This window comes from Bacillus sp. BB51/4, assembly GCF_008368845.1.
GTDB classification, from domain to species: domain Bacteria; phylum Bacillota; class Bacilli; order Bacillales; family Bacillaceae_G; genus Bacillus_A; species Bacillus_A wiedmannii.
On sequence record NZ_QOSC01000006.1, the window covers coordinates 157,547 to 183,559 of the forward strand.

The window sequence follows — 26,013 nt, forward strand, 5'->3', positions numbered from 1 at the left end:
TTTTTTTACTATACAGCTTGTAAAAACAAAATGCATAACATTATGTACGTTGTTCATGAAATTGACACAAACATTCGTAAAACCGCTTACTATTTTCACAACATTCTTATTATAGCACAGAGAAAAACTATGGTTTAGCTACTTTTGACTTTTCTCCTTCACGTTTCGTTTGTGTGTTATATGGTACAACGTAAAAACTCGGTTTTGAAAAGATGTTAACGAACTTTTCCTCATATTCTCCGGCACCATTTACAGTGCCTACATGCGTATGAACTCCGTTTTCCACTCTATAAATACGATACATAATTCTTTCATCTGGAAGTGGTGTCCAGCTTAATTTTGCTTTAAATAAACCGAAAGGGCTAAACGCTAATTTCATTTTCACATCTTCAATCTTGCGCAGCCGAATCGGAGCACCGATTGTTTCCACACCTTCTGGTTTCATAAACTGCTCTTTCTGTTCTACATTTGCCTTCGTTAAAATTTTCTTAAACAATTTCGTTGCTGACGCACTTTCTCCTTGCAACTGATGCTCTTTATCCGTACGGTCATAACCAATCCAAACAGCACCTACTAAATTTGGCGTATAGCCAACGAACCACATATCTCTAGCTCCATTATCGTCATTCGGTAAGGAAGTTGTACCTGTTTTCCCAGCTAATGCACCGCTATATATGCCTGCTTTCGCTGTCCCTTCCTTCACAACCCCTTCTAACATTTTCGTCATATACCATGCCGTTTGTTTCGAGAAAATTTTCGTTTCTACTTTTGGCGATTCTCCAATAACTGCGCCGTGTCTATTTAACACTTTATCAATCACGTGCGGCTCAATAATAGCGCCATTTGCTAAAAATGCACGATACATTTTCACAAGATCAAATGTTGAAACACCATTTTTCAGCCCGCCAAGTGCTGTACTTAAACCAGCATCGGCAATATGAACATTTCCTTTCTCTAAATATTGCTTTCCTTCTTCTACCCCTAACTCATTTAATAAAGAAACTGCCGGCACATTTGCTGACTCTAAAATCGCATCGTACATCGTCATTTCTTTCGAATACGCATGGTTATAATTTCGGGGTTCATAGCCTTCAAATGAATTTCTTTCATTCGTCAATAAAGAATACGGATTATACTTTTTCGTTTCGAGTGCTGGTGCATAGACGATAAGTGGTTTTAGCACAGAACCGGGCTGTCTCTTTGCGAAAATACGATTAAAGCCTCTCGGGACGTACTTTCTTCCGCCAATCGCCGCTTTAATTCCGCCCGTACGATTATCCATTAATAAAAAAGCACCTTGCGCCCCCTCTTCTTTACCAGGGAAATTCCTTGCATCTTGAAACTGGTTATACGCTACCTTTTGAATCTTTTCATCCATCGGTACGACAAACGTATATCCTCCGCGCAGTACTTCTTGATGAGACAATCCGTATAAACGAGCTGCTTCATCTATAACCATATCAATATACGGCATATATGCGAGTTCATTCTCGTCTAAGTTTTTATATAAAGCAATTGTCTTTCCTTGATAACGTACACTATCTTCGGCAGTCAAATAGCCTTGTTTATGCATAAGTGACAATACGAGATCACGGCGCTCCTTACTTTTCTCTGGAGAGAAATAAGGTGAATATCCGTTTGGTGACTTCGGAAGACCTGCAAGCATTGCTCCTTCTTCTACGGTTAGATCTTCTACATTTTTATTAAAATACAACTTTGCTGCTGCTTGAATACCGTAAGCCCCATGCCCAAAATAAATATGATTCATATACATTTCAAGAATTTGTTGCTTCGTATATTTTTGCTCTAATTGAAGCGAAATTGCGACTTCCTTCAATTTACGCGTAACTGTTTTTTCACGAGTTAAAAAGACGTTTTTCGCTAGTTGCTGTGTAATGGTACTACCGCCTTCGACCTTCTCTCCAGCTAACGTATCTTTATAAAGAGCACGGAATATAGACGGGTAATCAATTCCTTGATGCTCATAAAAACGAGAATCTTCCACCGCAATAAACGCCTGCTGGACATGCTTTGGAATTTGCTCTACTGGTACGAGATCTCTATTTTCTACATATAATTTCGTAATCTCTTTCCCTTTCTGGTCAACGATACGTGATGAAGAGTGGAAAACGAGCTGCTTTTCATCCATCATATAGCCACCAGCTAACACAATAAGTTTATAAAGTACAATCGCTAATACTAGCGTTGCGAATCCACCTAATAAAGTCCACTTTACTTTCTTCATACATCGGCCTTCTTTCCAAATGATGGTACATTTATTATTTGAAAAAGAAGTATCTTTATGTATATAATCTTCGAAGTTTTTTAAGAGAGTTGATATAATAGAAACAAATAATTAAGGGGGCATTAAAATGAAGGCTATTATTTCATACGAAACACCTCTAGAACAAGCACATTTCACTGCAAAAAATAATGAAAAAGATATGTTTTATAAAGAAAATACAGAAGAATCAGTAGAATCAGCGCTTCAATATGACGTACTAGACGCTGTTGGCGAATTTAAAGGACAACCTGGCTATATCGTTTGTAACAACATTTCTGTAACAGACGAAGGTCGCCCAGTATTTGAAAACCGATTTAAAAACCGAGCAGGCCTTATTGAAAACGAACCCGGCTTCCAAGCAATCCGTGTTCTACGCCCATTAAGTAACGATACATATGTCATCTTAACGATGTGGGAAACGGAACAAAACTTTAAAGATTGGACAGAATCACGTTCATTCGAAAACGCTCATAAAAAACGCCCTGCACAAGCAGAAGGACAAGCTCCGGCTCAGGCGCATCCACATGCAGAGCAGCAGAAAAGTATTTTCTCTCGTCCGTCATTTGTGACTACTTTTGATGTGTTAGTTTAAGTTTTTGAGTTCGGAGTTTGAAGACCACGGTATGTGAAATTATATCAACGATTTTCCGAATATATCTATCATATCTTTGAATATATCAACGATTTTTTCAATATATCGACGATTCGACAAATGACGACATAAAAAAGGAAACACCGTTACACGCCGGTGCTTCCTTTTTCTTTGTACCAATTATATATACGAAGCGCATCTTCTTTTTGCATATGCTTCACTTTGTAACGATGCCCCGCTACCGATACCACTGCTGTACATAGCTCGTCTTTCTTTTGAAAATATGATTGATTGTATCCTACTGCTTGAACATGTCTTCTTCGCATAATTCCTGTATATTTCGCAAGACCACGGTATACCATGACTAACTGATTGTCTCGTATCATATATCCGCCACTTGTATACCGAGCGTATGCAAGCAACGTAAATATGATAAATAGTGGTATTAAAGTGAACAACGCAATATTTTGTTTGAAATATATACTCGTACCGATGATCGGCAGTGCGAGCACAGCACTTGTAATCCAGCCCATTATTACGTAACGACGTAATGCAGCCTTCGGTAAATGAACGATTTCCTCTTCCATTTCATACGGTAACTGCAAATATGTAAGTAACTGCTGGACATCTTTCTTTTTCATAAAAGGATGTAACATAACTTCATTTCCAGCTGCTTCTATACTTTGAATGACTTCCACTTCGACAGAGCAATAACCGAAAGGCTGGCGGAGAATTCCTTCTTTCACAGTGATCGCTTGAATACGGTGTAATTTTAAAACAAACTCTTTCTTATCAAATAACCCTTGTACGATACGAATTTCATTTCCTTTTCGCTCTATTTTAAAGTTCGCATATTTTAACGCATAGCCAGCTGTTGAAATGACCCACGAAACCGCCATTAAAATCGCGGCCATAACGATTAATTCATATACACCGTTATCCATCACATACGCTTCCACTTTATTTATGAGCCATTCTGGAAGAAATTGATTAAACTCTGTGTAAATAAGAAGTAATCCTGAAAACACTAATCCGAATCTACCAGACGTAATGGAAGCTGCTAAAATTTCTTTCATCGTTAACTGATAAATCGTCTTACTTTCTTCTGCCATGGGTACTTCTTCACTCGCAGCGCTTCTTTTTTTATTTAATAAAGCAATCAGTTCCTTCGCTTCCTCTTCTCTAATGCCAGCTAACATCACTTCTGGCTCACTACCCCCGCCGGCTACTTCTATGTTTAGTTTCGTCAGGCCAAGTACTTGATAAATGATGTTAGAAGACGTACTAATATTTTGCACACGTTCTTTATTTAAGTAACTTTCTTTCTTAACGAACACACCGTGCTTTATATGTAAAATATTATTTTCAACCCAGTACACTTTGAAATACCATTTTATAGCTGAGAAAATTGCCATAATAAATAATATGGCCAAAAGAACAAGATGTAAGAAATACCAAGGTTTTACTTCACCATCTGAACGAAATAAAACAAGAAAAATAAAAGGCAACAAAGTCGCAATTCGAATACCTAATAAAATTGTGATCGGATGTTGCCTCTTATACATCCTCATCACTCACTTTCGCAAGTTCTCCAATTTGTCTTTTCAGCTGCTCTGCTTCTTCCTTCGTTAAACCTGGAATACTATGAGAAGTTGCCGCTGTTGAAATATGTAATTCCGCTAAATTATACTTTCTCATAATCGGGCCTTGTTCAATCGTTACGTGCTGCACACGAATCATCGGAATGAGTACGCGTTTTACAACGAACATTCCCTTTTGAATCTCAATCTCTTCTTCATTTAATCTGTAACTATAATAACGTTGACGTAAATTTGGAAACACAAAATAATCAAGCGGGATAAATGTAATAGCTCCTGTTACTAGCAAGCCAAACAACCAGCCCCACCAGTTAAAATTGATCATAAAAAAGAAATACGCAATTACGACTGCTAGTATAACTGCCGCCCCAATGAAAGCGTGGATTCGCCACACTTTCAGCATATCAGAATGAATCTCCCTTTCTAACGGCTGCATCTCATCACTCCAATTATATGAATGTATTAATTATATATTAGTTGGTATATACATATTTGTAAAATTATCCCGCGTTAACGGGCAGTAAAACTCCCCAAAAATTTCAGCTGGAGCAAAGAAGTTAGGTGGGCGTCGGGCTGCCCGTAAACGTCCGATTGGTGAGGGCTAATAATCAGTGGGGATGAATCCCCCACTGATTAAAGTTTCACTTTATAGTTTCCTACATCGTATCAATCATTTCCTTAAAATTCCCTTCATTAATCGCATACACATGAAACTGAATGTAGTCTATTTCATTCGTATTCGGACGGGCATATGGCAAAATAGTAAATTTAGAAGCTGATCTTCCTAACATATCTACAATCATTAGAGAAACGTCAATATATTCGAAATCCACACGGAATACTACCGCTTCCCCTGTAAATTCATAATCTTTAATCGCATCATAAGATTTATTCGCACTAATTAACATTACTTTTAATAGTTGGTTCAAATTTTCTGGTTTAAAATTAATCATATACACAGCTCCTTTTTTAATAAAACACTATGAAAACAGTGTAATCTTATACTTTCATAGCTTTACACATCAATTATATAAAAAATAAAGCTAGTTTTTTATATATTTTTTGATATAATTACATACGGGAAACGGGAAGAATTTTGTCTTCCCTTGTGTTTTTATTTGCATCTAGTACTTTTGCTAGATGCTTTTTTTATGCTAAAAAAGGTACCCTCATATACTTTGAGGATACCTTTTTCATCGATTTAGTGCATTTCAATAATCGTACCATCTTCGAATACTTTGAATACGCCAGTAAATCCTGATCCAGCTGCGCCTTCTATTTTATATGTCGTACGCACTCTAATTTTATAATATTTCTTTCCATTTTCTACTTGTGTATCTTCTAGCGTGTAATCATATTCTTCTTTATATTCATTTTTGATATATTCTTTAGCTTTCTCAAAAGTAAATGCATTTTGATTCTTTCCTGCCTCAGTTTTTCCGTTCTTTTCTGTTGCTACCTTTTGATTTTTTTCTGTCTCAGTTTTTTCGTTCTTTTCTGTTGCTACCTTTTGATTCGTTACTACATTTTTTTGTGCCTTCACTGCTGCTTCACTCTTTGCATTTTTTTCTTCTTCATTAATTTTAGTAACTAATCCTACTGCTTTTTTATTATATTCTTCAAGGTTCTTATTATCTTTTGTTTCTGCAACTAACTTATTTAATATCTCTTTCGCTTGTGCATAATTTTTCTTACTTATTAACTCTTCACTTTTCGCCAATTGCTCACTATACTTCTTTTTTTGTTCTAACACAGCTAGTAATGCTGTTCGTTCTTCCTTTGCCTGCTTTATAAGTGTATTATTCCCATCCTTCATGTTCTCTACTTTTTCAAATGACTTGATTGATTCTTCTACCTTTGTTTCTTCTTTTAACTTCACTGCTTCAATCATTATTTTCGTTTGTTCTACAAGCACCATTACATCTGAATCGTCTTGTTTCTCATCTAGCGCTTTTTCAAATGATGATAAGGCATTTTTATATTCTTTATTCGTTAACGCGGTCTTCCCTGCATCCATTTCTTTTTCAAAATTCCCATTACTACATCCAGCTAACATTAAACATGTAATTCCAATTACCGTTAATAACTTCCTCATTCTTTCTCCCCCTATGTGTTCCTAAAACAATAACAGCATATGTATAAAAGTCTGTGTAGTAATTAGACTGAAAGTAAATATGTACTGTACATTTCATTTACTATCATTACTTAAAACACCTAAATAGTTGGTATTTGTTTTTCTTCTTTTAAGACAGAAAGGAATTTTAATAATGTGCGTAAAGCTCTCACCAGACTCTTTACTACACACACTTTTATACACATAGAAAAACTATTTTTAGGTTGCTATTTTTTTAACTTTACATATTCTCGGTTGATTGGATATGAACTTCAAATCGTAACATATCGAAAAGCAACAGAAAACAATTCGTAACATAAGTTACACTTTGTAATTGTTTTGTAACACAAATGTAACATATGATTTTTAAACATACAATAGTTTCTTTACATTATTTTCCCCTATCTACATTTTAAGGTGTTAATACAGTGCTAAAACGAGTTTCATCTCCCACCTGCTATTGGACTATCATCCTTTGAATACTTTAGGAAAAAGCCCTCTTTCTTAAAGTACTCAAACAAACATTACGAAGGCCTTTAACCTTTTATTTTCACATTAAATATATAGTTTTTGATATAACAATATTAAGAAAATAGGACGAACTTTTTCTTCCTTTTTGTTTCTATTTGCATCGAGTTCTTTTGCTAAATGTTTTTTATGCCAAATAAAAAAGGTATCCTCCAATACTTTGAGGATACCTTTTCATTTTTATTATCTCTGCTGTTTTCTACCTAATACGAGCAATCCAAAACTCATCATAATAAGAAGTGCTCCCATATATGGTTCCACAGGCATTTTCTGTCCTGTCTTCGGTAATTCTTTTTCAGGCTTCTCTGGATCCGTTGTTTCTGGTTTCTCTGGATCCGTTGTTTCTGGTTTTTCTGGATCCGTTGTTTCTGGTTTTTCTGGATCCGTTGTTTCTGGTTTTTCTGGATCCGTCGTTTCTGGTTTCTCTGGGCCTGGTGGTGCTAAAGAAGTCAATTTGTTTAATACTTCTAATTGAACTGGACTTATCATTCCTTTTGTAATTTCAAATGGAATTGGATTAGTTAATTTTTCATAACCCTTTGGTGCTTCTACTTCTACAAGTGTGTAGTGACCTACAGATAAGTCTGAGACTTTCGCTTTTCCTTCTTTATCTGTTGTTACTTTCGTTACTACTTTTCCTTTTTCGTCATGAACTTCAAACACTGCCCCTGATAATACATTCTTACTTTCAGCAGCCATTTTTGTAATTTCTACTGAACCTTTGTCTAACTGTTCATTCTCTACTTTTAGTAATAAAACTTCTGTCAGACCTTTTTTGATTTCGAATGATACTGGTTCTGTTAGTTTTTTGTAACCTGGTAAACTCTCCGTTTCTACTAATTTGTATTTTCCTACTGATAGATCTGAAACTTTCGCTTTTCCTTCTTTATCTGTTGTCACTTTCGTTACTACTTTTCCTTGCTCATCTTGTACTTCAAAGACTACGCCTTCTAATACTTTTTGGCTATCTTTATCTACTTTTGTTACTTCTACATTTCCCTTGTCTAACATTTCATTTTCTACTGTTAAAGCAAGAGATTTCGTCATACCTTTTTCAATTTGGAAAGTAATTGGATCTACCAATTGCTTATATCCTTTTGGTGCTTTTACTTCTACTAGCTTGTATGTGCCAACTGATAAATTAGTAACTTGTGCGTGTCCTTTTTTATCTGTCGTTATTTTAGCGACTACTTGTCCTGCTGCATCTTGAATCTCAAATACTGCATCAGCTAAAGCATCTTTCGTTTCTTTGTCTACTTTTGTAATTTCTACATTTCCTACATCCACTAATTCATTTTCTACAGTCAATTGTAATGCTGTAACTCTACCCTTTTCAATTTCGAATGAAATTGGCTTTTCTAGTGGTTTGTATCCTGCCGGTGTTTCTACTTCTACTAACTCATACTTTCCAATAGATAAATCTGAAACGTTTGCTTTTCCTTCTTTATCCGTTTTTACTTTCGCAACTACTTTTCCTTTTGAATCACGTACTTCAAATACAACATTTTCTAATGGTGCTTTACTGTCTTTATCTATTTTTGTGATTTCTACATTCCCCGTATCTACCATTTCATTTTCTACAGTGAACGCTAAAGATTTTGTCATACCTTTTGTAATTTCAAATGGTACAGGCTTTTCTAATTTTTTGTAGCCTGGTAAACTCTCTACTTCTACTAGCTTGTACTTTCCTACTGATAAATCTGCAACTGTTGCTTTTCCAGCTTTATCTGTCGTTACTTTCGTTACTACCTTGCCTTTGTCGTCTTGAACTTCGAATGTTACGCCCGCTAATACTGCGCCACTTTCTTTGTCTACTTTTGTAATCTCTACTGAACCTTTATCCAACAGTTCGTTCTCTACTTTCAATGATAAAACTTTCGTCATACCTTTTTTGATTTCGAATGATACTGGCTCTGTTAATTTTTTGTAACCCGGTAAGCTTTCTTTTTCTACTAATTTGTACTTTCCTACAGATAAGTCTGAGATTTTTGCTTTACCATTTTTATCTGTCGTTACTTCTGTTACTACTTTGCCTTTTTCATCTTGTACTTCGAAAACTACGCCTTCTAATACTTTTTGACTATCTTTATCTACTTTTGTAATTTCTACTGAACCTTTATCTACTAGTTCATTCTCTACTTTTAATGATAAGACTTCTGTCATACCTTTTTTGATTTCGAATGATACTGGCTCTGTTAGCTTTTTGTAGCCTGGTAAGCTTTCTACTTCTACTAGTTTGTAATTCCCTACAGATAGATCTGAAATTTTCGCTTTTCCTTCTTTATCTGTTGTTACTTTTGTTACTACTTTGCCTGCTTCATCTTGGATTTCAAAGACTACGCCTTCTAATACTTTTTGACTATCTTTATCTACTTTTGTAATTTCTACTGAACCTTTATCTACTAGTTCATTCTCTACTTTTAGTGGTAAAACTTCTGTCATACCTTTTTTGATTTCGAATGATACTGGCTTCGCTAGTTTTTTATATCCTGGTAAGCTTTCTACCTCTACTAGCTTATATTTTCCTACTGATAAATCAGCAATTTTTGCTTTTCCTTCTTTATCTGTCGTTACTTTTGTTACTACTTTGCCTTTTTCATCTTGCACTTCGAATGTTACGCCCGCTAATACTGCGCCACTTTCTTTGTCTACTTTTGTAATCTCTACTGAACCTTTATCCAACAGTTCGTTCTCTACTTTCAATGATAAAACTTTCGTCATACCTTTTTTGATTTCGAATGATACTGGCTCTGTTAATTTTTTGTAACCCGGTAAGCTTTCTTTTTCTACTAATTTGTACTTTCCTACAGATAAGTCTGAGATTTTTGCTTTTCCTTCTTTATCTGTCGTTACTTCTGTTACTACTTTGCCTTGTTCGTCTTGTACTTCGAAGACTACACCTGCTAATGCTTTTTGACTATCTTTATCTACTTTTGTGATTTCTACATTTCCCTTGTCTAACATTTCGTTTTCTACTGTTAAAGCAAGAGATTTTGTCATGCCTTTTTCAATTTGGAAAGTAATCGGATCTACTAATTGCTTATATCCTTTTGGTGCTTTTACTTCTACTAACTTGTATGTTCCAACTGCTAAATTAGTAACTTGTGCGTGTCCTTTTTTATCTGTCGTTATTTTAGCGACTACTTGTCCTGCTGCATCTTGAATCTCAAATACTGCATCAGCTAAAGCATCTTTCGTTTCTTTGTCTACTTTTGTAATTTCTACATTTCCTACATCCACTAATTCATTTTCTACAGTCAATTGTAATGCTGTAACTCTACCCTTTTCAATTTCGAATGAAATTGGCTTTTCTAGTGGTTTGTATCCTGCCGGTGTTTCTACTTCTACCAACTCATACTTTCCAATAGATAAATCTGAAACGTTTGCTTTTCCTTCTTTATCCGTTTTTACTTTCGCAACTACTTTTCCTTTTGAATCACGTACTTCAAATACAACATTTTCTAATGGTGCTTTACTATCTTTATCTATTTTTGTTATCTCGACATTCCCTGTATCCACCATTTCATTTTCTACTTTTAATGATAGGACTTCGGTCATGCCTTTTTTAATTTCAAATGATACTGGTTTTTCTAACTTTTTATAACCAGGTAAACTTTCTACCTCTACTAAGTCATACTTTCCTACTGATAAATCTGAAACATTTGCTTTTCCTTCTTTATCTGTCGTTACTTTTTTAACTTCGTTACCTTTCTCATCTTGGACAACGAACGTTACTCCCGCTAACGGTGCTTTATTATCTTTGTCTATCTTTGTTATTTCTACATTCCCCGTATCTACCATTTCATTTTCTATTTTTAATGATAAGACCTCGGTCATGCCTTTTGTAATTTCAAACGATACTGGCTCTATTAATTTCTTATAACCTGGTAAACTTTCTTTTTCTACTAATTTATACTTTCCTACTGATAAATCATCAATTGTTGCTTTTCCTTCTTTATCTGTTGTTACTTCTTTGACTACTTTATCTTTTTCATCTCGTACTTCGAAGACTACGCCTTTTAATGCTTTCTGGCTGTCTTTATCTACTTTTGTGATTTCTACTGAACCTTTATCTAACTGTTCATTCTCTACTTTTAATGATAGGACTTTCGTCATACCTTTTGTAATTTCAAATGATACTGGATCTGTTAGTTTCTTATAACCTGGTAAGCTTTTCGTCTCTACTAATTTGTACTTTCCTACTGATAAATCTGAAACGGTTGCTTTTCCTTCTTTATCTGTTGTTACCTCTTTGACTACTTTATCTTTTTCATCTCGTACTTCGAAAACTACGCCTTTTAATGCTTTCTGGCTATCTTTATCCACTTTTGTAATTTCTACTGAACCGTTTTCTAACTGTTCATTCTCTACTTTTAATGATAGGACTTTCGTCATACCTTTTGTAATTTCAAACGATACTGGCTCTGTTAGTTTCTTGTAACCTGGTAAGCTTTTCGTCTCTACTAATTTGTACTTTCCTACTGAAAGATCTGAAACGTTTGCCTTTCCTTCTTTATCCGTCGTTACTTTTCTTACTACTTCACCTTTCTCATTTTGGACTTCAAATTCGACATCCGCTAATGCTGAACCGTTTTCTTTGTCCACCTTTGTAATTTCTACATTACCTTTATCTGTCATTGCATTTTCTACTGTTATTGGGAATATGCCGTCCCCTGTTACATTTACTTCGAATTCTGTTTCTTTTAATTGGTATCCTTCAGGCGCTTTCGTTTCTTTTAAAATATATTTTCCTGGCGCTAACGGTTGAGAAATTGCCTTACCATCTTTATCTGTAATAATATGCTCAACTACTACATCGTCTTTTACTATATCAAACTCTGCATTTGCTAATGGTTTTTCACCATTTTCCGAATCAATTTTCTTTAATTCAATTTGACCCTTTTGCAAAGTATTTTTGACTTCAATGGCTTTTGTTTCACCAGCTTGAAGTGTAACCTCTACTGGAATTGTTAATTTTTGATATCCTTCTGGCGCTACTGTTTCATAAATTTTATACGTCCCAGGAGCTAAAGTTTGAGGTACTGAAAAACCGTTTTCGTCCGTTATCAATTTTGCAACAACTTCATTTGCACTATTTTGAACTTCAAATTCAGCACCTTTTAACCCTTTGTTCGGATTCTCAGCATCTATTTTACGAATCGATACTGTACCTTCTTTTGGAGCTTCAGGCGGCGTAACAGTTACTTCTTTCGATGTTAATGTTTTATCATCAAAATGTAATTCCGCTTTATTAGGAATCTTCTTATCTACGTAAGAAGATAAATCTGCATTAGCTTTAATTTTCGCCTTAATGCTGAGGTTAATTACCTGGTCTTCATATGACTTATAGTCAAAATTCTCACCAAACGTAAATGTTACTTCACTCTTTTGTTTATCTATATTTAACGTTCCTTTAGAAGTAATATCTTGACCATTTTGATCATATACTTTTGCCTCTAATACTTCTAAAACATCCTCTAAATCATCACTAATTACCATTGACGTATAATTAGACGGATTTTTCGGTATATGTGTACCAACTTGGTATTGAATAGCTTGATCCATTTGTGTTAACTGCTGATTCTCTACAAGCTTATCATTCTCATCAACTATATTTTTTTCAATGCTAGGTGGATTATCGTCACCTGAACCGGTTCCTCCCCCACCACTTACAAATACTTCTCCAACTTTTTCTTCAGTTACAATATTTTTACCTTCTAATTTCACTGTATTTTTATGAGGCTTTGCAGCAGGATTAGTAATCTTTGTTTTATATCTTAAAATATAACCTTTTGAACTGTCTGGAAATTCAATTGTAAATCCAGTTTTCGTTGCATTAATTTTAATTTTAGATAAATCTGCTGGCTTAACATTTGTTGGTGCATAGCCATCTTCAAATACAGCCTCTTCTAATACTAAGCTATCTGTAATTAATTCATGCCCAGGTCCTAATGTGTCTGTTAATTTAAGATCTTGCATTTCTGTTCCAGTTGCATTTACATATACAAGCCAATCAGCAATGGACGGATCTTCTTGATTATAAGAACCCCATTTCAATAGATTATCTGTATTGGGATGTGGCTTCGGTCTCTCTGTCGTATTATTTACACTTACTTCTTTATTAACGATTTGACCATCAACGTTAAATTCTAATGGAATTTCTTTGACACCATCATATGCTTCTAGCCCAAAGTAGAATTCTACGAATAAAGAACCTTTAATGTTATTCTTTCCTTCTACGTAATCACCCATAGTACATGTCAATAGACCCTTTTTCATCTCACATGTACCAACTGTTTTTCCTTCAGCATCTTTTAAAGGAAAACTCATATTCATAAGATCTTTTCTGAATTCTTTTGGCATATCAATTGTGAATTGATCTCCACTTTTTATTTTTTCTTTAGCTGACCACTTCACTTCTACTTTCATGCCATCTGAGGCTTGATATGGTTCAGACGTTGTACCATCAGTACGGGAGATATTAATCTCGTCCACTGGATTTTTTATCACAGCGGCTTGAATAACTGGAGCCCACACATTTAGCACTGAAAATAATACCAGAAAAACTAATGAAACCATCGAAATATACCTTTTAGTACTTTTCATTTGCATAATTCCCTCCTATTTTTTATATTTATATAACAAAAAAAGACCGTCCGGTTGCATCAAAAATGTGCAACCAGACGATCTTAGTAACCAATATGTATTACCGTAGACTCTAAGCTTTGCGGCCTATCCTTTCGAATAGTGTGCTAAAAATATTTTTTATTCTTTTTTTGTTTCATTTTCCTCTTAAACCAAATATTACTATACCGTCTGGACGGTTATAATTCAATACTCTATGAAATTGTTCTATTTTTCTAATAAAAAAAATAATTCACCAGTGCATTAAATAAGCAATGGTGAATTATTTTACATTATATAGTTCGTATATTCTATTTATATGAATTAAAAATAAGAGCTTGAATCACTTTCTCTCTTAATTCGGGGCTTAGTCTTCCAACCCCTAAATATTCCGAATACCATAATCCATCTGCCGCTAATCTAATAATTGTGGCACAAACTGAATCTATCTCATCATTTTCTATTTTATGTTGCAGTTGCTGAAATGATTGTTGTAACGGTTCAAGTAATTCAGGTTTTAGCATTAATGCTGCCATCATACTACTACCCAGCTCTTCTACTCTTCTCTCATTACTTAATCTTTCCTCTACAAAAGAACGTACCCACCTTCCTTTCTTCTCTAAGTCTTCCGCTACTTTATTGTGAATAGCGTCTTGATACTCCTCCGTCCCTTTGAGTATCATGCCCTCTATTAAAGCTTCTTTATTTGAAAAGTGATACAACAATCCACCTTTACTTATCCCCGCCTCTTTTGCTACCGCTTCTAAAGTTAACTTAGCAACCCCTTTACATTGCACAATTTGAGAAGCGGCTTCTAAAATCTTTTGCCGTGTGATACTTGTACTCATTCCTTTTTAAAACCCCATTTCTACTAAATTTATATAAATACGTACCTTATTTTTAATATCGCTGAGTAATAATAAATATTTTCTTTATACAACAAAAGCTTCATTGCCTTTGAATTGTTCATTGCTTCTTCTATTAAAAATTTCCATATCATTCAATATGATAACATTAAATACCGAAAGTTGACTATACATCTATACTTTTATATTCATTGAAAATATATCCATAAACACGAAATGTATAAAAATTGATTATCCTTATATATCTAATCTATAATTTAAAGAGGTTTATATTTTCATAAAAATAAAGTGGAATTTTATAAGGCTGATTCCATTGGAAAAATTCTCTATTAGTTATTTAATATGCTTACTGGTTTTTTCTATCATTGTGAACGTTTTATAGTATACACTAGTTCCAAATTATGCTGACTCCTGGGGACCGATTTGGGTATCTATTATTATGTTTTCAATTCTTGGAAGCATCCCTTTTCTTATCGGTTGTTTATTTGGTGAATTTTGTTATAGAAAAATAAAAAGAAGTCACGAATTAAAGATCGGAATTCCTTTATTTATATTGTTAGGTATTTCTTACAATCATTTATTCTTTATGTGGTTTAACGACAGAGATTTTTTATCCTTTTATTTAGAAGCTTTTCTGGATACTGGCCTTCCTATTACTGTATCATCTTTACTGTTTTATCTTGTAAGACGGCGTTAATTCTTTATTCACTACATAAAAAAATGTTATTACTCCTGTTACATTGAGTAATAACATTTTTATTTTAAGCTATTTAACAAATTTGTTTCCAACTAGCATCCTTCACATCTTCACTAGTCGGCTTTCTAACTGATTTCACAAAACATTCCTCGCAAGCACCAAATGCAATGAAATTTTTCTGTGCTTGTCTTAACGAGACTTCATTCGCCCCGTCTTCCGTAAAAGACGAGCCATTCTATTTAATCCTCACTTAATCTCTTCTTATACCAATCCTGCATTCTCTCCGCATCTGCTACTCTCGTATGCTCTAGTTTATAATTGGATGATGCGTTAGAGAACTTATACGTACATAAATCCGCTCGGCGCTGGAAATATGATTGTGTCTTTTCCATTGATTGGACGTGCCTTCTTCTAACAAGCCCTGTATATTTGCCGACGCTGCGATATACAAGCGTAATTTGCTCTCCGTTTACACTGTAACCATTTGTTTTAAATGTTGCGTATCCAAGTGTAAAGATGAGGATTGCTAGCGGAATTAATGCCCACATGATGTAATACTTTTCAAAGTATATACTTATTCCAGTAAGCGGGATTGCTAGCATAGCGAAGAATATAAAACTATCAATGAGATAGCGGCGTAATGCTGCTTTTGGTAGTGAAATAATGTTTTTATTCAGTTCATATGGTAGTTGTAAATGTGCGAGTAACTGTTGTACGCGATCTTTTCGAATGATAGGATGCAACGTAACTTTTTCTTTCTCGTCCCCCAGTCCTTTACTTTGAATCACTTCTACTTGTACAGCACAATAACCGAATGGCTGACGCAAAATACTTTCTTTTATCGTAATACCTTGAATACGGTGCAATTTTAGTACAAGCTCTTTCTTTTCAAGCAAACCTTGCGAAATGCGGACTTCGTCATTCCTTCGATTCACTGTGAAATCTCCATGTTTTAGCGCATAACCGATTGTCGATATAATCCACGAAAGGACGATCAAAATGGCTACCATGAAAATCCAGCCATATATATCATGTTCCATTACATACGACTTTACGCCATTCTCTATCCATTTTGGAATGTACTCATCTACTTGGTGGTACACGAAAAAGATTAATGAGAATAATAGTCCAAACTGACCAGATGTAACAGATGCTAATAAAATTTCTTTCCAAGTTAATTTGTATTCTGTCGCTTGTTTTTCTTCTGTAACGATTTCTTTTTCGACTACTTTTTCTGATGTATCTTCTGCTTTCACTTCTGGAGTTGGCTCATTTAGCATTGCAATAAGCTCTGTTGCCTCTTCTACTGTAATACCAGCTAAGCTAACTTCTGCATCATCGCCTCCGCCAGCTGTTTCAATCTGAATTTTCTTTAAACCGAGCATTTGATATAACACGTTAGAACTTGTGTTAATCGTTTGAACACGTTCTTTATTTAAATAGCTCTCCTTCTTCACAAAGAGCCCTTGTTTCACATGTAATACGTTATTTTCAACCCAATATGTTGTGTAGTACCATTTTTCAAACGCTGAAAAAACGGTGAGTAAACCGAATCCAGCGGGAATTAAATACCAAAACGGGAATTTTCCGTTTAAGCTAAACATGAAAATAATGAGTGGTATAAAGTCTGTTATTTTTAATTCTAATAACATCGTAATGGGATGCTGCCTCTTATACATCCTCATCACTCACTTTCGCTAATTCTGCGATTTTCGTTTTCAACATTTCCGCTTCATACATCGTTAAGCCTGGGATGCTGTGAGAAGTTGCCGCCGTTGAAATGTGTAATTCTGCTAAGCCATATTTTCTCATAATCGGCCCTTGTTCAATCGTCACGTGTTGTACACGAATCATCGGCACTAATACGCGCTTTACGACGAAAAGACCGTGCTGAATTTCAAGCTCTTCTTCATTTAATTGATAACTGTAATAACGTTGACGTAGTTTCGGGAATAAGAAGTACGAAAATGGTGCGAACGCAACTGTTAGCCCAATCATCACATACAAAATCCACGCCCACCAATCAAACTTTATCATGAGGAAAAGGTAAGCTAAAATAACGAGGATACCAATCCCTTCTTCAATGACAGCACGAACTTTCCACACCTTGACCATGTCAGGGTGAATTTCATTCTTCAATGGATCCATGTAACCACTCCAAATCTAGTAATCTAATATATGAATACTCTCAAATTATATTTTACATAACTTTACAGGGAATTGAAATTCAATCTTCTTTCTTCTCGGGAATAAAATATCCGAACCACAGTAGCCAAATGAAACCGATTAGCTTCATCCAACTTCCATCCGCTTGAAAAGCTTCTATCATGCCTGGAATTTTATACACTCCAATGAACCCAAGAAAACCGAGCCACCAGTTTTTTTGCATTTTCACTTTTATTCCTCCTTCATTACGTTTTTCACATTTTGAATCCAAATTTCTTTATACTTTAACTGGAATCCCATCAGCATGTAATTACTCATATTATCGATTACGAGCGCTAACGTATGAGCATTTTCTTCCGTTGCATGTTGTGACACAACGTCAAGTTCTACACCTTTCTTCAATAAATCGTGGAAACCATTTAAGAAATCTTCTTGTATTTCAAATAAGCGTTTCTGATACTTTTCATTTCGCGCCGCAGTTACGATGAATTCATTTATAACACGTAATATTCCTTCTTGGCCTTCATACTCAGAGAGCATATGTAAACCATCGGCAATTAATTTTTCTGCAAAGTTTTCTTTCGTATATTGTTCTTTATTGAAATAACTCACGAAATGATACCCAGAAAAAATTTCTTCAAATAAAAAATCAACTAACGCTTCTTTAGAAGAAAAATGATAATAAATAGCCGGTTTTGAAATACCTACCTCTTTCGCGATCATGGAAAGGCTCATTTTCTCAATGCCGTGCTCTGCCATGAGTTTAAATGATGCCTCTACAATGTTTTGCGATGTTTGTAAATTCTTTGTCATACTGTACCTCACTTATTTTTACTTACCGGTCGGTAAGTAAATTATAAAATGAAACGAAATGATTTGCAAGTTAGTTAGCGCTCCAGGAGGAATTTATTGGTAAATAAAGAAAAGTATAAAGTAAAAGCAACATATAACAATAAGGAGGATATTCCTATGGGACTTGGCGGTAAAGGCGGTAGTGGTGGTAGTGGTGGCACTGGTGGCGGTGAAGCTGGACAAGACGGTAAGAGCGTTAGTAGTGGGTATATAGTACTCATTGTGCTCTTTATCGTATTGATTGTAGTCGGAGTTGGCTATAACGGCATTAACTTCTAAAAAAAGCATCCTACATTACACATGTAGGATGCTTTCTTTCTAATTTCTATTAAGTATTCGCATACGATAACAATTCATCGTCACTTCTCCGAGCCTTTGCAGTAATTGATAGTTCGCATATGCGCCGACCGGGGCACCGATTATTGGTACGAGCTGAAGCATTTTTGCTAAATCGATATAGTCTCGGTACTCTGTTTGGAACTTTTCCCAGTCCATATGATTTTCTTCTTCTGTATCCCACGTTTCGATTGCTTTCCATATTTCTTTTCGGTGATCGTCACTTGAAAAGGCAAGTTGAAAAACGTGAAGGATAAAAAGGCGCTCTTCTTTGTTACTTGTATCAAATCCGTACAATGTTGCGGCATCGAATAAAAATTTAATTTTAATGCCGAGTAAAAGCGGAAAATCAGCAAGGCCAAGGAGAATACCGCCAGCTCCCGTCCCTGCTCCTTCTGCCGCTGCTATTTTTTTGTACTCATCCATTTTTTTACGTACTTCGTCGTCTCTTCTTTGCAATGACCAGTTCGTCTCTTTTAATTTCGGCTTTATAAAGTTTGATCCAGCACTAATCGTTTGCACCATCATCCGAATCGTTTCCGTTAATACTTTTTGCACTTTCACCGGAATAAGCTGTTGCACTTTCGTCTGCACTTTCTTAGAGAACCGTGTCATCATAGAAGAATCTTTCATGAATGTAGCTTTCCACTGCTCCAATTCTTTTATAACCTTCTCTTCGTATGTAATCATAGGTTCATTCCCTTCAATTTAAACGCTCAATACGTTTCGCCCCGTATTGATAAACGAAACCGATACTAAATACTATGCTTACGACTAGTAAAATTCCCGTCATCATGAAATCTTTCGTCGCAAGGGCGAATATAACTGTAAATACAACGCTGCCGGTAATAAGGATCGCATTTAATAAGACAAGAAAATCTTTCTTCTTCTCTTCTCCCCCTACCGGATACAAATCAAGCCAAATCTTCATGCGGTGATGCTTCCATAAAGTTAATAGCTGATAACCGATTAAGTATAGGAAAATAAGGCTTACGATAAATCGTCCATATAAAAACGGAATAAAGTAAAGAATAACTCCTCCAAGAGCGAGCAAACGCATATATAAACCGAAATAGTTACCAGATCGTAAAAACGTTCTCGTATATAAGTATAAATATGTACGCTTCTCACCAATCATCGAAAGAATGAAATCAAGCCATTTTCTACGTGCTACTCTTTCTTTTAATGCTGGTACATCAACGAACATGTTCGCGATGCGGTACAGCAGCATCATCTTCTTACCTTCTTCAGAAATTAAGTACTCCCAGTTTAGCGGCTTTCCCTTCACCATTTGATGCAGTACTACAAGGTATAACACCATGAGAAGGACGATTCCGCCAACAAAAATAACGGAAGTACGCTCTACAAGGAAGTACACAAATAAACCGTTTAAAATAAAACGAATGAACCAATCAGCTCTTTGTATATTTTGGTCTGTTAAAAATGATTTTTCCCATGCAACGAATAAGTTCCACGCTTTTACAATGACAAACGCGAGTACAATCCATATGTAAGCCGCTCCTGTTTGCTTCATTTGTTGGAAGTATAACGGGGCAAGCGCTGCCGCTACAATTGCGATTATGTATAACTGAATCATAAACGTAAAGAGAAATGCCTTTGTAAAGTACGGTTTTAACTTTTGTTCAACTGGCAGTAAGTAAACGAGATCTGCTTCTTTTAATAACGTTTGAATGGATCCGGCCGTTAATACGAGTCCAAGCAGCACTGCCATAACAAGTGCTGTCGGAAACGACGGTGTTAACGTTTGTAACCACTGCTGGTAATAATACGCTCCTGCGCCGATGATAAATACAAAAATAAATTTCAAATGATCATTAAATACGTATTTACTATATGTACGAACTTCTTTTAGAAAGTGACGAAATCGTTCTTTCCATAATGCTGTGCTATTCATAATCTTCTTCCTTCGTTAATGCAATATAAATATCATCTAGCGTTGCACCTGGCATATTAAACTGTGATTGCAGCTCAGATAATGTTCCCTTCGCTCTTACTTCGCCTTGATGCAAAATAATGAACGAATCACAATAACGCTCTGCCGTCGCTAAAATATGTGTACTCATTAAAATGCCCGCGCCGCTCTTTTTCATTTGATCCATCATTTGAAGGAGTGATTGAATCGCTAACGGATCCAGCCCAACGAACGGTTCGTCCACAATGTAAAGAGATGGTTCCACTAAAAACGCACTCATAATCATTACTTTTTGTTTCATCCCTTTTGAGAAATGAGATGGAAACCATTTTAAACGATTTTTCATGCGAAATTCTTGTAATAGTTGTCCTACACGTTCTTCATATTGTTGTTCATCGACACCGTACGCCATCGCTGTTAATTTCAAATGTTCTTCTAGCGTTAGCTCGTCATATAATACTGGTGTTTCTGGGATGAACGAAAAACTAGAACGGTACGCTGTCATATCATCACGAATTGTTTTCCCGTTAATTGTGACAGTTCCTTTTTTCGGTTCCATTAAACCGATAATATGTTTAATTGTCGTACTCTTCCCGGCTCCATTTAAACCGATTAAGCCGACAAGTTCGCCTTTATTCACAGAGAACGAAACATCTTTTAGTACAGGTCGTTTCGTATATCCTCCTGTAACATTTTCTACACGCAATAACTCGCTCATACGACACCACTTTCTTCATTAGTATTCATTCTATATTCATCTTACCAAAAATAGCGCTGTACTACATAGTATCGATGCCCTCAAAAAAAAATTTAAATTTGTTAGCATATATTTTTACGAAAGCGGACATCATAATTAGTGAAGAAGGAACACATTGAAAAAGCAACCACCAATTGATGAGTACAACAACATAGTGAAGTCATCATGAAATGGGGTGTCCATGTTGGACAAAGAAATTTACACATAACCAGATCATTTGTTTCATTTTCGAAACGGGGTGTCTCCGAAAGAGCATATACTGTTTTAAAAAATAAACAATTTCCTTTTATAAAGATTGCAATTCATTTCACTTGAAAATGGGGTGTCTACGGCAGAAACTTTAGCCGATTTACCGTGCATTTCTTAAATAAATGAGGTGTCTGCGAAACGTAAATTACGATAATGCTTTTTCAATCCCTCTTCAGAAAACAGGAAGCTGAGTCAGCTTCCTGTTTTTCGTGTTTGTTCTCTTATATAATTATGGTAAAATACGGCTAAGGCTACTTGAAAGGATGAGATCAATGAACCATACAGCGGACAATTGTATTTTTTGTAAAATTATTGATGGGCAAATCCCTTGCTCAAAAGTATACGAAGATGAACATGTGCTTGCATTTTTAGATATTAGTCAAGTAACAAAAGGACATACTCTTGTTATTCCAAAAGTTCACAAACAAGACATTTTTGCGTTAACGCCAGAAATCGCATCACACATTTTTTCTGTCGTTCCGAAAATCGCAAATGCGATTAAAGCAGAGTTTAATCCAGTTGGCTTTAACCTACTTAACAATAACGGTGAAAAAGCTGGACAAACTGTGTTCCACTTCCACCTTCATTTAATTCCACGCTACGGTGAAAACGATGGTTTCGGTGCTGTTTGGAAATCACATCAAAATGAATACACAATGGAAAATTTACAAAACATCGCAAGTACAATTGCAAATAGTGTGGAATAGTGACACTATAATAAGAAGTAATACATAACAAGCCACTTTCCTAAAGTCATTACATATTGCACGGCTTGTTTCTCCATTCAAGATCTCGGGGAATGTGCATTGCACACTTTTCTTTCCCTTGTCTTAAAGATATGCATATTTTTTCACATCATGAATACGAACAAAAAATAAGGAGGTTTCCTTTTATGTCAAAAGCTAAATCCTTTATTACAGGTGTCATTTGCGGCGGAGCAGTTGCTGGATTAGCCGTTCTTTTCTCTACTCCTTCTTCTGGTAAAACTATGCGCGGTAAGCTAAAAGAAAAAGGAACTGATATTAAAAAGACTTTAGCTGATATTACAGCTGATACAAAATTATTAAAACGTCAAATCGTTGAAACTGCTTCAGAAGGTAAAGAAGTGTTTCAAGAATTAAAAGAAGATATGCAAGACACGCTTTCTAACTGGAAGCAAGATATTTCTCAAAACAAACGACATATTGAGCAAGAAATTTTGGACATTCAAAAATCAATTGAGAAACTACAAGAAGCTGTTCCGGAAAAAGCGTAAACAAATTCCTGCTTAGTTTTTTGCATATAACAAATATTTTTTATATAAATCGACCTTAACACGGCATATCACACAGATATGCCGTGTTTTTATGCATTTACAATATATGTTATCACTTAACATGTAAGGACAACACATGTATTCACGACTCATAAAACGCTTCCATAGTTATGCATGATTTGTATAGAATGTCATTTTTCCGAAAAATTTTCACAATTCTCACAAAAAGACTTTATTAATTTTTACTTTACTGGCATAATAGATAGTAATGAAAAAGAATGTTAAAGTGGGTGAGTAAATGAAAAGTGGAGAAAAAGATTACTCGGTAAAAGAAGCGATGATTTTCAGCCAACGCATTGCTCAATTATCGAAAGCGTTATGGAAATGTGTAGAGAAAGATTGGCAACAGTGGATTAAGCCTTACGATTTAAACATTAATGAGCATCATATTTTATCAATCGCTTATCATTTAAAAGGGGCTTCTATTTCTGAGATTGCTAAGTTTGGAGTTATGCACGTATCAACGGCGTTTAACTTCTCGAAAAAGCTGGAAGAACGCGGCTATCTTGTATTCTCAAAAAAAGAAGATGATAAACGAAATACGTACATTGAGATTACAGACAAAGGGGAAGAATTACTACTTCGCTTAATGGAGGAGTATGATCCTGAAAATAACTCTGTATTTAATGGGGCTCTTGCACTTCGTAATTTCTATGGTAAGTTCCCAGAAAATATCGAACTTATCGCTATCTTGCGCAACATTTACGGACAAGACTTCATCGATATTTTTGAGAAATCATTAGAGAATATTGAGGAGAATTTTACGGAATCCGATCAGAAGTTAGTTAAGAAGTAATCTATTTATTTTTTCGCAATCATGCTTAAGAATTCATTCATAAGCGGCTTAAATAAACCTTGTTTTGCTAGCGCTTCCGCAGTTTCGTGTACTTCGAGCTGATGTGGAAGCGCTTTTTCAAATTGATCTAACAGCGCATCGAACAAAAGAAGTCCTTCTGCTTTCTCCACTACATATTGCTCGTTCAGTATTTCACAAAGATGTAGTATATGTTCAATATCTTTTTTACGGGCTTTTTTCTTTATGATCAAAGAATAAAATGGACACTTTTCTTCATCAATCATTTTAAATAGTAGGTCTACGTAGTATTCAGCTTGTTCTAATCTTCTAACAACGTCCATTTTCTCCCTCTCTTTCTAACACAAAGTCTTCTATTTCTGAATTTTATAACACGAACAAAATATCGTATGATACAATATATAAAGTATATGTATTTTACCAAAAGGAGGTCTCGCCTCATGACACTTATAACAGTTGTTTTTGTCGCATTCGCACTTCTTGTTATATTTTACACGAATTTCATGACACATACACTGTGTGAACGAAAACAAATAGCTGCGAGCCGCCAACCCAGTGTCTTTCGGGTTATTAATGTATGTATAACAATTTTATTAATTTCTAGTTATATAGAAATTATATTTCATGGAAAGTGAGGAAGGAAAGCCCCTTCCTCACTTTTTTCCTCTATAAGCAAATTATACCTACTATAACCAATAAAATAAACAGTACAAGTAATAAAATAAGTTGAGAATTCATCCCCATCCCCTCCTCTTTTCTGTATATGCGGCATGCGCCCAATATGGAACACCTTCAAAATCTGACACGCACTGGTTAATTTTTCTTTATCAATATGAAATTGAGTCGAAATATGATATATTAAATTTTGTACATATTGCTTATACTATGAAATAAATGACACGCATCTTAACTTTATCCTCAGCCTCGGTAAGCCCTGTTAAGCGCGCTTTACCAATATACAAAGCAAAAGTATCAGTGAGACTTAATCGGGCTCTTATGAACTAAAATTCATTGGTGTAGGATAAATTAAAAATACATAATAGTAGGAGTGTTTATTGAATGAAGAAAGCTATGCTTGCCTTAGCCGCAACAAGTGTAATCGCATTATCAGCATGTGGAACATCATCATCAGACAAAATCGTTACATCTAAAGCTGGTGACATCACGAAAGACGATTTCTACAATGAAATGAAGCAAAAAGCTGGTAGCCAAGTCTTACAAGGTATGGTTATGGAAAAAGTACTTACCAAAAACTACAACGTTGATGACAAAGAAGTAGACAAAAAGTTCGATGAAACGAAAAAACAAGTTGGTGATCAATTCGATACACTATTAAAACAACAAGGCATGAAAGAAGAAACATTTAAAAATACTATCCGTGCCTCTCTAGCTCAAGAAAAAGCAATTGAAAAAACAATCACTGATAAAGAATTAAAAGAAAACTACAAGCCTGAAATTAAAGCAAGCCACATTCTTGTAAAAGATGAAGCGACTGCTAAAAAGGTGAAAGAAGAACTTGGACAAGGTAAATCTTTCGAAGAGTTAGCGAAACAATACTCTGAAGATACTGGTTCAAAAGAAAAAGGTGGCGACTTAGGATTCTTCGGACATGGTAAAATGGTTAAAGAATTCGAAGATGCTGCTTATAAACTGAAAAAAGATGAAGTAAGCGAACCTGTAAAAACACAATTCGGTTACCACATCATTAAAGTAACAGACATTAAAGAACCAGAAAAATCATTTGAGCAATCAAAAGCTGACCTGAAAAAAGAGTTAGTTGCGAAGAAAGCACAAGACGGCGAATTCATGAACGATCTTATGATGAAAGAAATCAAAAAAGCTGACGTAAAAGTTGACGATAAAGATTTGAAAGATCTTTTCAAAGAGCAAAAAGCTGACGCTAAGAAAGACGAAAAGAAATAATGAAAAGCTCGGGCTAATCCCGAGCTTTTTTGTTTGCCCTCTTCTCTCGATACATTGCATTCGGATTCGGTAAATGAAATTATGTAGTTGGTTTTCGTGAATCTAAATTATATCGGCGATTTTTCAATTATATCGACCGCAACTCTAATTATATCGGCGATTTTCGAAATATATCAGCGCAACTCCAATTATATCAGCGATTTTCAAAATATATCGACTTACCGACAAAAACTGACAATGATCGCGATCCCCTCTTCAAGAAAAACAAAAAACCTCGATTCCGCCACACGGAACCAAGGTTTATCTTATTATCATTGATTAAATTAAAAAACTATGGTAAATTAGTACAGAAACACGTTTTCGAAA

At 35.2% G+C, this 26,013-nt stretch carries 23 protein-coding genes, 1 pseudogene and 1 riboswitch; of the genes and pseudogenes, 8 read left to right on the forward strand and 16 right to left on the reverse strand.

The genetic code is table 11. The features are described 5' to 3' along the window. Window positions 1-127: 127 nt before the first annotated feature. Entirely contained in the window at window positions 128-2,245 is a 2,118-nt protein-coding gene (locus DN392_RS06865; RefSeq protein ID WP_000756245.1) for a transglycosylase domain-containing protein, read from the reverse strand. Window positions 2,246-2,372: 127 nt separating this feature from the next. Between DN392_RS06865 and hmoB the strand changes: the two genes are divergently transcribed. Further along, window positions 2,373-2,876 carry a heme-degrading monooxygenase HmoB gene (gene hmoB, locus DN392_RS06870; RefSeq protein ID WP_061672953.1) on the forward strand — a complete coding sequence of 168 codons (504 nt, stop codon included), beginning with the start codon at window positions 2,373-2,375 and terminating at the stop codon, window positions 2,874-2,876. Between the two features lie 146 nt (window positions 2,877-3,022). On the opposite strand, the gene DN392_RS06875 is transcribed toward hmoB, so the two are convergent. The 6 genes from DN392_RS06875 to DN392_RS06900 all read right to left on the reverse strand — a co-directional run bounded on the left by DN392_RS06875 (window position 3,023) and on the right by DN392_RS06900 (window position 14,587). Continuing rightward, window positions 3,023-4,441 (reverse strand): PH domain-containing protein, encoded by a 1,419-nt coding sequence (locus tag DN392_RS06875; RefSeq protein ID WP_000278138.1) that lies wholly within the window; start codon window positions 4,439-4,441, stop codon window positions 3,023-3,025. Then, window positions 4,434-4,910 (reverse strand): PH domain-containing protein, encoded by a 477-nt coding sequence (locus DN392_RS06880; RefSeq protein ID WP_088091237.1) that lies wholly within the window; start codon window positions 4,908-4,910, stop codon window positions 4,434-4,436. Before DN392_RS06880 ends, DN392_RS06875 begins: the two co-directional genes overlap by 8 nt. 220 nt (window positions 4,911-5,130) lie before the next feature. Beyond that, window positions 5,131-5,427 (reverse strand): hypothetical protein, encoded by a 297-nt coding sequence (locus DN392_RS06885; RefSeq protein WP_000606811.1) that lies wholly within the window; start codon window positions 5,425-5,427, stop codon window positions 5,131-5,133. 248 nt (window positions 5,428-5,675) lie between these two features. Continuing rightward, window positions 5,676-6,569, reverse strand: coding sequence for a hypothetical protein (locus tag DN392_RS06890; protein WP_064473581.1), 894 nt, complete (start codon window positions 6,567-6,569; stop codon window positions 5,676-5,678). 729 nt (window positions 6,570-7,298) lie between these two features. Then, window positions 7,299-13,727 (reverse strand): SpaA isopeptide-forming pilin-related protein, encoded by a 6,429-nt coding sequence (locus DN392_RS06895; protein ID WP_149237967.1) that lies wholly within the window; start codon window positions 13,725-13,727, stop codon window positions 7,299-7,301. Between the two features lie 59 nt (window positions 13,728-13,786). Then, window positions 13,787-13,879, reverse strand: a riboswitch (cyclic di-GMP riboswitch). Window positions 13,880-14,050: 171 nt separating this feature from the next. After that, window positions 14,051-14,587, reverse strand: coding sequence for a TetR/AcrR family transcriptional regulator (locus DN392_RS06900; RefSeq protein ID WP_064471029.1), 537 nt, complete (start codon window positions 14,585-14,587; stop codon window positions 14,051-14,053). A 439-nt stretch (window positions 14,588-15,026) separates the two neighbouring features. Here DN392_RS06900 and DN392_RS06905 point away from each other — a divergent pair, with 439 nt between their 5' ends. Next, window positions 15,027-15,302: a hypothetical protein gene (locus DN392_RS06905; protein ID WP_239661039.1), complete on the forward strand. Its 276-nt coding sequence runs from the start codon at window positions 15,027-15,029 to the stop codon at window positions 15,300-15,302. A 73-nt stretch (window positions 15,303-15,375) separates the two neighbouring features. On the opposite strand, the pseudogene DN392_RS06910 reads toward DN392_RS06905, so the two are convergent. The 5 genes and pseudogenes from DN392_RS06910 to DN392_RS06925 form a co-directional block, all read right to left on the reverse strand. After that, window positions 15,376-15,519: pseudogene (locus DN392_RS06910) on the reverse strand (CPCC family cysteine-rich protein); the annotation flags it as partial. Between the two features lie 22 nt (window positions 15,520-15,541). Next, on the reverse strand, window positions 15,542-16,981 hold the full coding sequence (locus tag DN392_RS06915; RefSeq protein ID WP_000278229.1) for a PH domain-containing protein: 1,440 nt from the start codon (window positions 16,979-16,981) through the stop codon (window positions 15,542-15,544). Continuing rightward, window positions 16,974-17,450 carry a PH domain-containing protein gene (locus DN392_RS06920; RefSeq protein ID WP_000371356.1) on the reverse strand — a complete coding sequence of 159 codons (477 nt, stop codon included), beginning with the start codon at window positions 17,448-17,450 and terminating at the stop codon, window positions 16,974-16,976. Before DN392_RS06920 ends, DN392_RS06915 begins: the two co-directional genes overlap by 8 nt. 79 nt (window positions 17,451-17,529) lie before the next feature. Then, window positions 17,530-17,697, reverse strand: a complete 168-nt coding sequence (locus tag DN392_RS30270; protein WP_000783815.1) for a hypothetical protein — start codon at window positions 17,695-17,697, stop codon at window positions 17,530-17,532. Between the two features lie 2 nt (window positions 17,698-17,699). Continuing rightward, window positions 17,700-18,281: a TetR/AcrR family transcriptional regulator gene (locus tag DN392_RS06925; protein ID WP_000164863.1), complete on the reverse strand. Its 582-nt coding sequence runs from the start codon at window positions 18,279-18,281 to the stop codon at window positions 17,700-17,702. A gap of 156 nt (window positions 18,282-18,437) precedes the next feature. Between DN392_RS06925 and DN392_RS06930 the strand changes: the two genes are divergently transcribed. Beyond that, the gene (locus DN392_RS06930) at window positions 18,438-18,599 is read left to right on the forward strand and encodes a sporulation protein YjcZ (protein ID WP_149238006.1); all 162 of its coding nucleotides are present in this window, start codon (window positions 18,438-18,440) and stop codon (window positions 18,597-18,599) included. A gap of 39 nt (window positions 18,600-18,638) precedes the next feature. Here DN392_RS06930 and ecsC read toward each other — a convergent pair whose 3' ends face one another. Genes ecsC through ecsA form a run of 3 tightly spaced genes read right to left on the reverse strand, consistent with a single transcriptional unit; the run spans window position 18,639 to window position 21,307 of the window. Then, window positions 18,639-19,346 carry an ecs operon protein EcsC gene (ecsC, locus tag DN392_RS06935; protein ID WP_064056311.1) on the reverse strand — a complete coding sequence of 236 codons (708 nt, stop codon included), beginning with the start codon at window positions 19,344-19,346 and terminating at the stop codon, window positions 18,639-18,641. Window positions 19,347-19,359: 13 nt separating this feature from the next. Next, a complete protein-coding gene (gene ecsB / locus DN392_RS06940) occupies window positions 19,360-20,571 on the reverse strand; it encodes an ABC transporter permease EcsB (protein WP_001089119.1) in 1,212 nt (403 codons plus the stop codon). After that, window positions 20,564-21,307 (reverse strand): ABC transporter ATP-binding protein EcsA, encoded by a 744-nt coding sequence (gene ecsA, locus DN392_RS06945; RefSeq protein ID WP_001292607.1) that lies wholly within the window; start codon window positions 21,305-21,307, stop codon window positions 20,564-20,566. The genes ecsB and ecsA overlap by 8 nt, the downstream gene beginning before the upstream one ends. Window positions 21,308-21,867: 560 nt before the next feature. On the opposite strand from ecsA, the gene DN392_RS06950 reads away from it, so the two are divergent. From DN392_RS06950 to DN392_RS06960, 3 genes are all read left to right on the forward strand, one after another. Further along, window positions 21,868-22,302: an HIT family protein gene (locus DN392_RS06950; RefSeq protein WP_001016839.1), complete on the forward strand. Its 435-nt coding sequence runs from the start codon at window positions 21,868-21,870 to the stop codon at window positions 22,300-22,302. A 185-nt stretch (window positions 22,303-22,487) separates the two neighbouring features. Beyond that, window positions 22,488-22,850, forward strand: a complete 363-nt coding sequence (locus DN392_RS06955; protein ID WP_088121566.1) for a YtxH domain-containing protein — start codon at window positions 22,488-22,490, stop codon at window positions 22,848-22,850. A 298-nt stretch (window positions 22,851-23,148) separates the two neighbouring features. Beyond that, entirely contained in the window at window positions 23,149-23,706 is a 558-nt protein-coding gene (locus DN392_RS06960; protein WP_000834920.1) for an HTH-type transcriptional regulator Hpr, read from the forward strand. Between the two features lie 5 nt (window positions 23,707-23,711). Here DN392_RS06960 and DN392_RS06965 read toward each other — a convergent pair whose 3' ends face one another. Beyond that, on the reverse strand, window positions 23,712-24,047 hold the full coding sequence (locus DN392_RS06965; RefSeq protein ID WP_064056312.1) for a DUF1878 family protein: 336 nt from the start codon (window positions 24,045-24,047) through the stop codon (window positions 23,712-23,714). Between the two features lie 117 nt (window positions 24,048-24,164). Between DN392_RS06965 and DN392_RS06970 the strand changes: the two genes are divergently transcribed. Beyond that, entirely contained in the window at window positions 24,165-24,359 is a 195-nt protein-coding gene (locus DN392_RS06970; protein WP_000172691.1) for a hypothetical protein, read from the forward strand. Window positions 24,360-24,783: 424 nt separating this feature from the next. Then, entirely contained in the window at window positions 24,784-25,647 is an 864-nt protein-coding gene (gene prsA, locus DN392_RS06975) for a peptidylprolyl isomerase PrsA (protein ID WP_064056313.1), read from the forward strand. Window positions 25,648-26,013: the final 366 nt, after the last annotated feature.

Bases quoted from the DNA above. Each gene is read 5' to 3' on its own strand.
- DN392_RS06885 (WP_000606811.1), bottom strand. From the start codon at position 5,427: ATGATTAATTTTAAACCAGAAAATTTGAACCAACTATTAAAAGTAATG.
- DN392_RS06890 (WP_064473581.1), bottom strand. From the start codon at position 6,569: ATGAGGAAGTTATTAACGGTAATTGGAATTACATGTTTAATGTTAGCT.
- DN392_RS06930 (WP_149238006.1), top strand. From the start codon at position 18,438: ATGGGACTTGGCGGTAAAGGCGGTAGTGGTGGTAGTGGTGGCACTGGT.
- DN392_RS06955 (WP_088121566.1), top strand. From the start codon at position 22,488: ATGTCAAAAGCTAAATCCTTTATTACAGGTGTCATTTGCGGCGGAGCA.
- DN392_RS06900 (WP_064471029.1), bottom strand. From the start codon at position 14,587: ATGAGTACAAGTATCACACGGCAAAAGATTTTAGAAGCCGCTTCTCAA.
- DN392_RS06920 (WP_000371356.1), bottom strand. From the start codon at position 17,450: ATGGATCCATTGAAGAATGAAATTCACCCTGACATGGTCAAGGTGTGG.
- DN392_RS06960 (WP_000834920.1), top strand. From the start codon at position 23,149: ATGAAAAGTGGAGAAAAAGATTACTCGGTAAAAGAAGCGATGATTTTC.
- DN392_RS06875 (WP_000278138.1), bottom strand. From the start codon at position 4,441: ATGTATAAGAGGCAACATCCGATCACAATTTTATTAGGTATTCGAATT.
- hmoB (WP_061672953.1), top strand. From the start codon at position 2,373: ATGAAGGCTATTATTTCATACGAAACACCTCTAGAACAAGCACATTTC.
- DN392_RS06970 (WP_000172691.1), top strand. From the start codon at position 24,165: ATGACACTTATAACAGTTGTTTTTGTCGCATTCGCACTTCTTGTTATA.
- DN392_RS06865 (WP_000756245.1), bottom strand. From the start codon at position 2,245: ATGAAGAAAGTAAAGTGGACTTTATTAGGTGGATTCGCAACGCTAGTA.
- ecsC (WP_064056311.1), bottom strand. From the start codon at position 19,346: ATGATTACATACGAAGAGAAGGTTATAAAAGAATTGGAGCAGTGGAAA.
- ecsB (WP_001089119.1), bottom strand. From the start codon at position 20,571: ATGAATAGCACAGCATTATGGAAAGAACGATTTCGTCACTTTCTAAAA.
- DN392_RS06880 (WP_088091237.1), bottom strand. From the start codon at position 4,910: ATGCAGCCGTTAGAAAGGGAGATTCATTCTGATATGCTGAAAGTGTGG.
- DN392_RS06925 (WP_000164863.1), bottom strand. From the start codon at position 18,281: ATGACAAAGAATTTACAAACATCGCAAAACATTGTAGAGGCATCATTT.
- DN392_RS06950 (WP_001016839.1), top strand. From the start codon at position 21,868: ATGAACCATACAGCGGACAATTGTATTTTTTGTAAAATTATTGATGGG.
- DN392_RS06965 (WP_064056312.1), bottom strand. From the start codon at position 24,047: ATGGACGTTGTTAGAAGATTAGAACAAGCTGAATACTACGTAGACCTA.
- prsA (WP_064056313.1), top strand. From the start codon at position 24,784: ATGAAGAAAGCTATGCTTGCCTTAGCCGCAACAAGTGTAATCGCATTA.
- DN392_RS06895 (WP_149237967.1), bottom strand. From the start codon at position 13,727: ATGCAAATGAAAAGTACTAAAAGGTATATTTCGATGGTTTCATTAGTT.
- DN392_RS06915 (WP_000278229.1), bottom strand. From the start codon at position 16,981: ATGTATAAGAGGCAGCATCCCATTACGATGTTATTAGAATTAAAAATA.
- ecsA (WP_001292607.1), bottom strand. From the start codon at position 21,307: ATGAGCGAGTTATTGCGTGTAGAAAATGTTACAGGAGGATATACGAAA.